At 70.5% G+C, this 10,220-nt stretch carries 10 protein-coding genes, 1 tRNA gene and 1 pseudogene; 7 read left to right on the top strand and 5 right to left on the bottom strand.

From position 1 onward, the window contains the following. Positions 1-182 precede the first annotated feature (182 nt). The 3 genes and pseudogenes from BL253_RS36025 to BL253_RS44445 form a co-directional block, all read left to right on the top strand. A complete protein-coding gene (locus tag BL253_RS36025; RefSeq protein ID WP_076822328.1) occupies positions 183-1,892 on the top strand; it encodes a hypothetical protein in 1,710 nt (569 codons plus the stop codon). Positions 1,893-2,152: 260 nt separating this feature from the next. Then, positions 2,153-2,560, top strand: a complete 408-nt coding sequence (locus BL253_RS36030; protein WP_076822330.1) for a hypothetical protein — start codon at positions 2,153-2,155, stop codon at positions 2,558-2,560. 84 nt (positions 2,561-2,644) lie between these two features. Then, a pseudogene (locus BL253_RS44445) lies at positions 2,645-3,538 on the top strand (recombinase family protein); the annotation flags it as partial. A 751-nt stretch (positions 3,539-4,289) separates the two neighbouring features. Here BL253_RS44445 and BL253_RS36040 read toward each other — a convergent pair. Then, positions 4,290-4,374 (bottom strand) — tRNA-Leu (locus BL253_RS36040). Between the two features lie 424 nt (positions 4,375-4,798). Continuing rightward, positions 4,799-5,782 carry an LLM class flavin-dependent oxidoreductase gene (locus BL253_RS36045; protein ID WP_241835451.1) on the bottom strand — a complete coding sequence of 328 codons (984 nt, stop codon included), beginning with the start codon at positions 5,780-5,782 and terminating at the stop codon, positions 4,799-4,801. Positions 5,783-5,851: 69 nt separating this feature from the next. Here BL253_RS36045 and BL253_RS36050 point away from each other — a divergent pair, with 69 nt between their 5' ends. Continuing rightward, on the top strand, positions 5,852-6,631 hold the full coding sequence (locus BL253_RS36050) for a helix-turn-helix domain-containing protein (protein WP_076822331.1): 780 nt from the start codon (positions 5,852-5,854) through the stop codon (positions 6,629-6,631). 43 nt (positions 6,632-6,674) lie between these two features. On the opposite strand, the gene BL253_RS44450 is transcribed toward BL253_RS36050, so the two are convergent. Further along, on the bottom strand, positions 6,675-6,839 hold the full coding sequence (locus BL253_RS44450; protein ID WP_241835452.1) for a hypothetical protein: 165 nt from the start codon (positions 6,837-6,839) through the stop codon (positions 6,675-6,677). A gap of 21 nt (positions 6,840-6,860) precedes the next feature. Here BL253_RS44450 and BL253_RS44455 point away from each other — a divergent pair, with 21 nt between their 5' ends. Beyond that, complete coding sequence (locus BL253_RS44455; protein ID WP_241835453.1) at positions 6,861-7,166, top strand: hypothetical protein; 306 nt, start codon at positions 6,861-6,863, stop codon at positions 7,164-7,166. 137 nt (positions 7,167-7,303) lie between these two features. Beyond that, the gene (locus tag BL253_RS36060; RefSeq protein ID WP_241835454.1) at positions 7,304-7,639 is read left to right on the top strand and encodes a PKD domain-containing protein; all 336 of its coding nucleotides are present in this window, start codon (positions 7,304-7,306) and stop codon (positions 7,637-7,639) included. 394 nt (positions 7,640-8,033) lie between these two features. Here BL253_RS36060 and BL253_RS36065 read toward each other — a convergent pair whose 3' ends face one another. Next, a complete protein-coding gene (locus BL253_RS36065; RefSeq protein WP_076822333.1) occupies positions 8,034-8,633 on the bottom strand; it encodes a TetR/AcrR family transcriptional regulator in 600 nt (199 codons plus the stop codon). 161 nt (positions 8,634-8,794) lie between these two features. Here BL253_RS36065 and BL253_RS36070 point away from each other — a divergent pair, with 161 nt between their 5' ends. Then, positions 8,795-9,637: an SDR family oxidoreductase gene (locus BL253_RS36070; protein WP_076822335.1), complete on the top strand. Its 843-nt coding sequence runs from the start codon at positions 8,795-8,797 to the stop codon at positions 9,635-9,637. 86 nt (positions 9,638-9,723) lie between these two features. On the opposite strand, the gene BL253_RS36075 is transcribed toward BL253_RS36070, so the two are convergent. Continuing rightward, positions 9,724-10,220: PP2C family protein-serine/threonine phosphatase (locus BL253_RS36075; protein WP_131831667.1), on the bottom strand; the 497-nt coding region annotated here is incomplete at its 5' end.

The raw sequence follows: 10,220 nt of genomic DNA on the forward strand, positions 1-10,220 counted from the left end.
GATGGCAGGGACCGTGCGGGTGTCCATCGGGGTGACCCGGTGGGCCAGCCGGGAAGGGCCGGCCGCTCTCGCAGGAGATACAGGTGATCCCATCGCAGTCCGGCCCTGACGCCGGTGGACCTTCCTCACCCCACGGCCCAGAGGGCCCCGGCGCTCAGGAGCCGGCTCCCGTCGAGATCGCTGTGAAGGCCGGGACCTGGCGCCTGCGCCTACGGCACAGCGACGGCACCGGACAGGCGCTATTCATCGCCGAACTGATCCTCAACCCGCCCGCCGGCGCCCGCCACCAGCCAGCCTGGTCGGCCAGCAGCACCGCCCTCGCCGAGCTGGAAGAGACCCTCGGCTGGGTGATCCCACCGCCGATCAGGCAGACCCTGCGCAACGCGCGGTCCGAGGGCCCCTCCCAGGCCGACCCGCCCGGCAACCAGGTGTCTGACACCGTCGCCCGCGCCCACCARCCGACCAGGACCAGCACCGTGCGAGCCGACGGGCAGCCACCGGTCAGCTACGGCCGGCTCCTGCACCGCGACCAGCCCGCCTGCCGGTTCGACAACGACGGCCTCCGCATCGACCTGCACCCGGCCACCCAGGCCGGCGTCGACACCCTCAGCTACCGCATCAGCCAGACCACTCCTGGCCAGCCACCCCTCGTCCTGTTTTCCGGCACCCGCGGCGGCGTGCCCCCCTGGCAGGACATCGACGCCGACGCCGCACTGTCCGCCGTGCTCCTCAGCACGCTGCGCCGTATCCATACCGGCGAGCTCACCGAACGCCAGTACAACTTCCTCGTCCACCACCAGGACCTGATCATCGCGCTGACCGCCGGCCCACCCGACCAGCCCTACCCACCCGGCACCCACGTCCTGCTCCACCCCGCCGACCCCACCCGCCGCGCCGGCGGCACGGTCCTGGCCGCCACCGAGGACGCCACCGGCCAGAGCTACCTCATCCGCCCCGACGCGGCCTCCCTACCCGGCCACCCCTGGCGCGACCAGCCCACCTGGACCCTGCGCGCCGGTCCCTGGCACGTCCACGCCACCCATACCCGCACCACCCACACCGCCGACCGGCCGGACATCCTCACCACCGGCGCCATCGCCGCCACCATCGACGACCCCCGCTTCACCGAATGCACCATCCTGCGCGCCTTCGACGACCACGGCCGCCGCTACGAAGTCCAACCCCACGCCCCCCACCCCCGCATCACCCTGCCCGCCGACGACCTCATCCCCGTCCGTGGTACCGCCTGGCCCACCGTCACCGCCCTGCTCACCGCCCGCGCCACCGCAGGCCTACCCCCACAACCTGGCGAACTCCTCGTCACCCTGCGCGAAACCGCGATCGTCACCGCCACCCCCACCGGCCCCGGCATCACCACCCTGCCCAGCCCGAACCCACCCAGCCCAGCACTCGACCCGGCGAACATCCAACCCGTCCCCGCACCGGCGCACCCCGCCCAACCGGCCGGTCAGACGGCGACCCTGCGCCAGGCCGACCACGGCACGCTGCGCATCGACGACCCCGTCCACGGACAGCTCCTCGTCGACGAGAGCCTCTTCACCCAGGCACTACGCCACCGGCCCGACCAACTCACCGCGATGATCACCCGCCGCCCCTGGCTCCCACCACCACACCCCACCCAACCCGTCTTCGTGACCGCGGCCCTCGCCGCCCTCCACGCCGCCGACGAACTGCGCCTCACCCACCCGCGACCGACCCCACCCCCGAGGCGCCGCACATCCCACCGATACCTCCAGCCACCCCGACCGCGGAGGGTCCACCCGACCCGCCAGAGCCACCCGACTACCCGCTCCTGTGACACTGGCGAACCGGCGGTGGAGCCAAGAGCAGCCGCTGTTGTCTACGCCGTTGACGACGCCTCCCGATCATAATGATCATAAGTGATGGCGGGTCGGTGGATCCTCGCCCGCGCCGCACGGCGACGAATGTCGACTGGCCTGGCCGGGGTGCCGGTCATCGCCACCGACACTCCGAGGAACACCGCGACGCCTGTATGAAGAGCACCATCGCTCAATGACGACCACAGGGTCGTAATACAGGTAATCCGAGGGTGGGATGTCCCTTACGGTGTCCGCGGCGATGACCGGCGTACGCAGGTTCAGGCCATGGCATCCACGATTTGCGCATCCATATGCCAGCCATCGTGCCCCGCCGCGATATGCCCGCGCATCGGCAGGCACGGCACCCCGACTGCGCGGCCGCGATGAACCAGGGGCCACCGGCAGACGGCGTCAACGAGCCCGACGGGTCGCCGACGTCGGCGGCACACGTCGCAGGTGACACCTCGGAAGAGCAGCTGGCAGACAAGGGCTCCACGGCCGACGGCGTAGACATCGCCGAGTGCGCCGGCAGTGCCGGCGGGACAGCCGGGGCGGCCGCGTCCATCTCAGACCAGTCAGACGGTGGCCAGCAGACACCCGCCGCTCCACGGATCGTCGTGCCCGCCGACCCGCCGGTACTCACGGCGGAAGCCGCACGCGTATTGCTGCGTATCCTGGTGAAAGCGTCCGCCGCCCGAAACCCGCGGGCGCCCGAATAGCGGGACGCCGACGCGTAGAACACGTAACCGGCGCGGGCGCGTTCCTGTAGCCGTAACGTGGCCCCACCGAAGAAAGGCTTCGCCGTGCTCCGCTTCGCCTTCGCTGGACGTGTATCGACCGAGGACCAGCAGGATCCCGTCGCATCCCGCAACTGGCAGCGCTCCCGCGCCGAATCACTGACCCAATCACACGGCCAGATCGTCACCGAGTTCTTCGACATCGGACAGTCACGCTCCCTGCCCTGGAAACGCCGACCCGAGGCCAACGCCCTACTGGCCGCCCTGAAGGACCCCAACCGCGGCTTCGAAGCCGTCGTCATCGGCGAACCCCACCGCGCCTTCTACGGCAACCAGTTCAGCCTCGTCTTCCCCCTCTTCGTGCACTACAACGTCCAACTCTGGGTCCCCGAGGTCGGCGGACCGATCGACCCCACCTCCGAAGCCCACGACCTGATCATGTCCGTGTTCGGCGGCATGTCCAAAGGCGAACGCAACCGCATCAAAATCCGCGTCCGCACCGCCATGGCCGCCCAAGCCAGAATCGAGGGCCGCTACCTCGGCGGCCGGCCACCCTACGGCTACCGCCTCGCCGATGCAGGCCCGCACCCCAACCCCGCGAAGGCAGCCGATGGCAGGCGCCTGCACAAGCTCGAACTCGACCCGCACACATCCACCGTGGTGCGACGGATCTACCAGCTCTACCTCACCGGCACCGGCGTCTTCCGGATCGCCCAGATCCTGACAGACGACGGCGTCCCGTCGCCGTCGGCCGCGGACCCGGAACGCAACCGGCATCGCGACGGCGTCGCCTGGTCCAAGAGCGCGGTCCGTGCCATCCTGATCAACCCGCGTTATACGGGTTACCAGGTCTGGAACAAGCAGCAGAAGGCCGAGAAGCTGCTCGATGTCGAGGACGTCGCGCTCGGCTATGAAACCCGRCTCCAATGGAACGACCGCGCCGAGTGGGTGTGGTCCGACCGGCCAGCGCATCCCGCCACCGTCAGCCGCGACGTGTTCACAGCCACGCAGGAACTGCTCGGCAGCCGAACCACCCGAAGCATGCGGCAGGAGAGGCAGACCCCGAACCCGCACCGCTACGCCCTGCGCGGCCTCGTCCACCACGAACAGTGCGGGCGCAAGATGCAGGGCCACTGGAGCCACGGCACCGCCTACTACCGGTGCCGCTACCCCTACGAGTACGCACTCGCCAACAAGCTCGATCATCCCCTCGGAGTGTTCATCCGCGAGGACAACGTCGTTCCAGCCCTCGACGCCTGGCTCGCCGAGGCGTTCGACCCCCGCGGTATCGAAGCAGCCTTGACTGCGGTCGAGGCCGAGTTGACCCCGACCAGGGCTGACGACACGGTGGCCCTGCGTCGACGTATCGCTGACTGTGATCGCAAACTTGCCCGCCACCGCGCGGCCATCGAGGCTGGTGTCGACCCATCCCTGGTCACGAACTGGATCAAGGAGGTCGAGACCGAACGCCGGAACGCGACCGAACAGCTGGACCACGCTCCACCGCCAGGCACTGGCCGCGCGGTGAACGCCGCGGACATCGCCGAACTCCTCGACCGTGTGGGTGGGCTGCTCGCGGCACTCAGCGGCGCGGACCCAAGCGACAAAGAGTCTCTCTACCGCGAGTTGGGGCTAAAGCTCAGCTACGACCACGTCACGAAGACGATCCACGCTGAGGCCTGCCCACGCCCAAGCGTGGGCATACTGGTTGTGTCCGAGGGGGGACTTGAACCCCCACGCCCGTTAAAGGGCACTAGCACCTCAAGCTAGCGCGTCTGCCATTCCGCCACCCGGACCGGTGACTCCCGGGCTCGCCACCCGGGTGCAAAGCAGATGCTACACGGTCCGCCAGCGTGCCTGGCGCAACCCCAGACCACGGCTGGATCAAGGCCAGACAGCGGCCAGCACAGGCATTCAACGAGGTCGGCAGGCGCCGGAACGGGTAGGCCCGGTCGATCCGGCACCCGTCGCGCCTGAGCCGTCCGCGGGTCAGCCGAGATGGTCGACGCCCGGACACGACCAGCTCGACGATCAGTGGGACGGCCGGACCGAGCCCGGTTGGACCTGAGCGAACGGTGGGCCCGAGCTCGGCCTACTGGCCAGGACAGCCCCACGTCCCCACGTCCCGACGTCCCGACGTCCCGACGTCCCGACGTCCCGACGTCCCGACGTCCCGAGAGCCCGCGCGCGGAACGTCGGCATCGTGAGGGCATGCCGCGGTCAGAGCCCCACGGGCGAGTGGTCCGCTGATGACCGGACCGCGGGGATCAGCGCGGCGAGCCGCTCGAGCTGGCGGAGCTGGGAGTCCAGGTCCAGCGCACCCAGACGGGCCACGATGTGGCGCGCGCCGCCGGTGACATACCGGGCCAGTCCGTCGAGGACCTGGTCGGCGGAGCCGGTGACCACCGCCTGGATCTTCTCCAGTTCGCCCAGCGGCATCCCGTACGTGGCCCGTGCGTAGTCGTCCAACGCCCGCCGRCCGCTTTCGACGTCGTCATCGATCCGTACCGAGACGAACAGCGCGGGTGTGATGTCCTCGGCGGCCCGGCCGGCGTCGGCCGCCGCGGTCCGGACCTCCCGGAGCCCGGACGCGTAGTCGGCGGGGTCGGGTGGGTAGGGCAGCCATCCGTCGTAGGTCCGGCCGGCGCGGGCGAGCGCGGCCGGGGTCGCGCCACCGAGCCAGACAGGCGGGCCGCCTGCCCGGAACGGCCTGGTCGCGGGTGGGAGGTCGGTGAATGTGAGGAGCTCACCGTCGAAGGAGCTGGCGCCGTTCCACAGCGCCCGCCACAACGCGACCGTCTCGTCCAGCCGGGTGAAGCGTCGTTCCCACGGCACCTCGGACAGGTCGTAGAACGGTCGTCCGAAACGGCCGGGGAAGCCCGCGCCCACCGCCACCGTGAGCCGGCCGCCGGACAGCAGGTCGATCGACGCCAGGGACTGCGCGGCCTGGATCGGCCTTCGCAGGAACGGCAACAGGGCGCCCGTTCCCAGGGTGACGGTCTCGGTCGCCGGGGCGAGCGCGGCCAGCATCGTCAGGGCCTCGATGCGTGGGCTGATCAGCGAGTCGTTGACGAAGAGCGAGGAGAATCCCAGGCGTTCGGCGGCCAGGCCGAACGCGACCAGTTCCCGAGGGTCGCCGCCCGCGCCCCACTGGGCGGCTCCGGTCGGGATCAGTACGCCGATGTCCATGGCGACGATGCTCATGGCCGGTGCGGACAGCGACAATTCCCGGCGGGGAATGGCGTGGGGCGCCACCGCCGGTAGAACAGGTCTGTGGACTTCCCTCACGCGCTACGCGAGCGCCGGACCGGCCGTCGCCTCAGCCAGCTCGACCTGGCGCTGCGGGCGGGCACCACCCAGCGGCACCTGAGCTTCATCGAGTCCGGCAGGTCCGTCCCCGGACGGAGCATGGTCGTGCGTCTGGCGGAGTCACTCGACCTGCCGCTGCGAGAGCGCAACGAGCTGTTGTTGGCCKCCGGGTACGCGCCCGTCTACCCCGAACGTTCGCTCGACGATCCGATGCTGGCTCCGGTGCGCACGGCGATCGAGCACATCGTTCGCGGGCATCTGCCATATCCGGCGCTGGTCGTGGATCGGAACGGCGATCTGATCGCCGCGAACGACGCGTTCGATCTGATCACCGAGGGCGCGGCGCCCGAGCTGGTCGGCCCGGGCAGGAACGTCTACCGTCTCGCGCTGCATCCGGACGGCGTGGCGCCCCGCATCCGCAACCTCGCCGAATGGGCGCGCCACATTCTGGCCCGCCTCGGCCACGCCGCCGAACTGCGCGCCGAACTCGCGAGCTACGTCCCCGAGCTGGAGCCGTCCGACGGGCAGCTCGGCTTCGCCGTCCCGCTCCACCTCGGATCCTCCCGCGGTGACCTGCATCTGATGACGACCGTGACGACCTTCGCCACCGCCGTCGACGTGACGCTGGCCGAACTGAAGCTGGAGGCGTTCCTGCCGGTCGATCCGGCGACTGCCGAAGCCCTCTCAGCGGCCACCCGGGCGGTGTCTCCCACGCCCGGGGGTCGGGCTCTCACGGACATGTAGTCGGCGTGACAGGAATGCCCAGCGTGGCCCGAGCCGCTGGTCATCAGATGCCGTTCGGGGGTTCGATCACGGCGCGGGCCGCCTCCATCCAGTTCTGGCCCGAGAGCCTGCGGAACGCCTGGACGACGAGTGCGCCCAGGTCGAAGTCGGGGGAGAGGAGCCATTGGGCCGCGAGGCCGTCCCAGGTGGCCACGAACTGCCGTGCCACGTCTACCGGATCAAGGCTCGGATGCGCCTGGCCGGAAATCTGGCGCTCGGCGACGAGGCGACCGTAGACGTCGACGGCGCTCCGGTTGGACCGCGTGAAGTAGTCCTCTGCCGGGTGCCCGGGAGTCGCGGCGAGACCGGTCAGGGCGACCCGGAGGCGGAGCAGGGATTCCCGGCGGGTCGCTGCGCGCGCGGCCTCGGCGAGGGCATCGATGTCGAGGCCGGCCAGGCCGTCCGCCGGGTGCACACCATCCTGCTCGGCGTGGAGCACGGCCAGCTCCTGATCTCGTTCCAGGGCGGCGAGGAGGAGCTGGTCCTTGCTCGGTAGTGGTAGAGGACGGTTGCCTCGCTCGTCGCCGCCCGCCGAGCGACCTCGGCCGTGGTCACCTTCGCGTGGCCCTCCTCGAGGACCAGGTCGAGGACCGCCTGGGCGATCTCCCGGCGGCGGGTCGCCGTCCGGGCGTAGTGACCGCGGGGACGGCGGGCCGTGGAAGCCATGCGATCGACCCTACCGATCCCAATTTTGAGCAGGAACCAACAGTCTTCCTGGCTCGCGTCTCCGGTACGGGCGCCGGCAGGATCACCCGAGTGGAATGGGACTTCGACGGCACCGGTAGCTACGCCGAAAGCTCCAGAATCGGCGATGTCGACAGCTCCGTCCAGCTGGCGACCACTCATACTTTCGCCAAGCCGGGTACCTATTTCGTCGCCGTCCGCGTCACCTCCCAGAAAGAGGGAGACGCCAAGGCGGCCTACACCCTCGTCCAGAACCTCGGCCGTGTCCGGATTGTCGTCAGGTAGAAGCGGCCTGACCTCGCGCCGAAGTCCCATTGCTGAAAGCCGCGGCCCGCGGCCCACCGGCCGCGGGCCGCGACGCCGCCCGTCTCCGCTGTCGCGGCGCGTCCATTCCGCAGGCGGGGTCGGTTGTGTTGGGAGGAGGCCCACCGCCGATCCGCCTCGACCGTCTCCACGTAGCTGACCCAGAAATCGGGTGGCCGGTCCTCGCTCTCCGCGGATGAGTGGCGCCCCTCGCTTCTCCCCGTCACGGTTACCCAGCCTTCCACCGACATCACCGCGAGAAGRCCGGAAGCGCACTCTCCGCGCGGACTGGGCCGTCTGGTCTCCGGCGGCCGTTCAGCTCCACGAACCGGAACAGGTCCCGACGCACGGCGGCGCGGGCGAGGAGGGCGTCACGTCAGATGCCTGTTCGACGACCGCGGTTTCCTGATCCGTGGAACACGAGGCCGACGACCAGGTCGGCGTCGTCCGCCGTCGGGGGCGCCTGTCGGCTGAGGACGCGATACAGCATGGAGCCGATGAGCACGCCCGCGATCGTCGAGACCGGGGCGTCCGGCGCGAGCTGGCCGGCCACGCGGGCGAGCTCGAGCCGGTCGCGCAGGAGCTGCTCGTGCGGTCGGGTGAAACGGTCGTACAGGATGTCGGCGATCGCGCGGTCGTCGGCGGTCGCCGCGGTGAGGGCGAGGATGAAGCCCGTGCTCTCGGCCGTGGTCAGCCGATGCGTCCAGGCGCGCAGCCAGCCGCGGAGGTCGGTCTCGATGTCGCCCGTGTCGGGCGGGGGGACGAGCGGGGGCGCCAGGTCGCCTTCGAGCGCGGCGTCCGCGACGACGGCGCTCTTCGAGGCCCACCAGCGGTAGATCGTCTGCCTGCCGACGCCGGCGCGGGTGGCGATGGCGTCGATCGTCAGCCGCTCGTAGCCGCGTTCGAGCAGCAGGTCGCGCGCCGCGTCCAGGATCGCGAGCCGTGAGGTCTCGCTGCGTGGGCGCCCACCCGTCATCCGCCGAGTCTAGGAGAGCCGGAGGTCGACAGGTAAGGCCACGCTTCGGCAGGTCAGGTCATGCTTCGGCAGGTCAGGCCGTGTGCTGGCAGGTCGGGCGATGTATAGTCCCGATTCCGAGACAAACCGTCTCGTAATCGAGGGTGTAGGGAGCTGGGCGGATGCCGAACGAGGTACTTGTCGTGATCGGTGCGGGCGGCATGGGCGTCGCCATCAGTCGCCGCCTCGGCCCGGGCAAGGCCCTCTTACTCGCCGACTACCACCAGACAGCGCTGAACGCGGCCGCCGAGGCCCTCCGCGACGAGGGCCAGCAGGTGACGCCGTTGGTCGTGGACGTGTCGTCCCGGGAGTCCGTGTACGCGCTCGCGCGAGCGGCCGCGGATCTCGGCCCGGTGCGGCACGTGGTCCACACCGCCGGGCTGTCGCCGGCGCAGGCGCCGGTCGAGGCGATCCTGAAGGTCGACCTGTATGGCACGGCGCTCGTGCTCGACGCGTTCGGCGAGGTCGTCACCGTGGGCGGTGCCGGCGTCGTCATCTCGAGCATGTCCGGCTACCTCGCGCCGCCGCCGGCCGGCGAGGTCGAGGCACAGCTCGCGGGCGCGCCCACCGAGGATCTGCTCGGCCTGCCGTGCACGGCGGTGGGTGCCTTCACGTCCGCCGGCTATGCCTACTCCTTCGCCAAGCGCGCCAACCAGCTGCGGGTGCGGGCGGCAAGTGGGTCCTGGGGGGCGCGGGGCGCGCGGGTGAACTCGATCAGCCCGGGAGTCATCTCCACGAAGATGGGCCAGCAGGAGCTCRCCGGCGAGTCCGGCGCCGGCATGCGCGCCATGGTCGCGGCTTCCGGCACCGGCCGCCTCGGCTCGCCGGACGACATCGCGGCGGCCACCCAGTTCCTCCTGTCGGACGCGGCCTCGTTCATCACCGGAATCGACCTGCTCGTGGACGGCGGCGCGGTCGCCGCGGTCTCGACCGGACGCATGAGTCTCACCGCGACGGAACGCTGAGCTGGATAAACGCTGAGCTGGACATGAGGCGCGGTCCGGCGAGAAAGCCGTAGGCCCGGAACAGGCGGGAGACCGGCCTGTCCGCGTTATGCCTTCGGTCCTTTCAGGAGCAGTACGGCGACGTCGTCGGTGAGTGGTCCGCCGTTGCGTCGTTCGATGTGGTCGATGAGGACGTCGGGGAGGGTGTCGTCGCCGGGTGGTGGGTTGATGGTGGCGATTTCGGTGAGGACGCCGTCCCAGCCGAGTCGTTCGCCGGTGGGGCCGTCGCGTCCTTCGAGGAGGCCGTCGGTGGCCAGGAGGAGTTCCCAGCCGGGTGGTAGGGGGACGGTGACCTGGTTGCTGGTGACGTGGTCGAGGACGCCGAGGGCGGGGCCGACCTCGTGGTCGGGGAGTGCGGTGAGGTGTGGGTGGAGGAGTGCGGGGGGTGGGTGTCCGGCCAGGCGCATGCCGAGGGAGGCGCGGTCGGGGGCGACGGCGAGGGTGCAGACGGTGGCGAAGAGTTCGTCGTTGGTGCGTTCGCTGACGAGGATGTCCTGGAGGTAGGTGAGGCGGTCTGGTTCGGGGATGCCGGCCAGGACGAGGG

This window comes from Pseudofrankia asymbiotica (assembly GCF_001983105.1).
GTDB lineage: Bacteria > Actinomycetota > Actinomycetes > Frankiales > Frankiaceae > Pseudofrankia > Pseudofrankia asymbiotica.